Below are 1,133 nucleotides of genomic sequence, written 5' to 3' on the forward strand. Positions count from 1 at the left end.
CGCGGGGAACTGCGCGAGAAGCCCCACCGGACGGAGAGCCGAATCACCGCTCAGACCCGGAAGTGGCGCTCCAGGCCCGCCCAGACCCCGTCGTACCCCCGCTGGCGCCACGCCGCCCCGCCCGCCTGCGCAGCAACCGTCACCGGCCACCGCGTCTCGAACATGAAGGCCAGACCGTCGTCCACCTTCTGCGGCCGCAGCTCCGCCGCGCTCGCCCGGTCGAAGGTCTCCCGGTCCGGACCGTGCGCCGACATCATGTTGTGCAGCGAGCCCCCGCCCGGTACGAACCCCTCCGCCTTCGCGTCGTAGGCACCCTCGACCAGGCCCATGTACTCGCTCATCACGTTCCGGTGGAAGTACGGCGGCCGGAAGGTGTCCTCGCCGACCAGCCAGCGCGGCGCGAACACCACGAAGTCGACCCCGGCGAGCCCCGGGGTGTCCGAGGGCGACGTGAGCACCGTGAAGATCGACGGGTCCGGGTGGTCGTACGAGATCGAGCCGATGACGTTGAACCGGTGCAGGTCGTACACGTACGGCACGTGGTTGCCGTGCCAGGCGACCACGTCGAGCGGCGAGTGGTCGTAGCGGGCCGTCCAGAGGTTGCCGCAGAACTTGTTGACCACCTCGACCGGTTCTTCGGTGTCCTCGTACGCGGCGACCGGGGCCCTGAAGTCCCGCGCGTTCGCCAGGCCGTTGGCCCCGATCGGGCCGAGGTCGGGCAGCCGGAACGGCGCCCCGTAGTTCTCGCACACGTACCCGCGGGCGCTCTCGTCGAGCAGCTCGACGCGGAAGCGGACCCCGCGCGGGATCAGGGCGACCTCGCCCGGAGCGGCCGCCAGCAGCCCGAACTCGGTGTGCAGGAGCAGCCCGCCGCGCTCCGGCACCAGCAGCAGCTCGCCGTCCGCGTCGCTGAACACGCGGTCCGTCATCGACGCGTTCGCGTGGTACAGGTGCACGGCCATGCCGGTGCGCTGCGTCGCGTCGCCGTTGCCCCCCAGCGTCCACAGGCCGGTCAGCCAGTCGGTGCCGGGGGCCGGGTCCGGCAGCGGGTTCCAGCGGCGGCGGTTGGGGTCGGGGGCCGCGTCGGTGAAGGGAGCCGTACGCACCGTCCCGTTCTCCGCGCGGGTGAACTA

1 pseudogene is annotated in these 1,133 nt (G+C 72.1%); it reads right to left on the minus strand.

Annotated elements, in window-relative coordinates:
• Positions 1–50 precede the first annotated feature (50 nt).
• Positions 51–1,133 (minus strand): annotated as a pseudogene (gene hmgA, locus GTW43_RS34980) (homogentisate 1,2-dioxygenase); the annotation flags it as partial.

It is taken from the genome of Streptomyces sp. SID5785 (assembly GCF_009870065.1).
Lineage (GTDB): Bacteria > Actinomycetota > Actinomycetes > Streptomycetales > Streptomycetaceae > Streptomyces.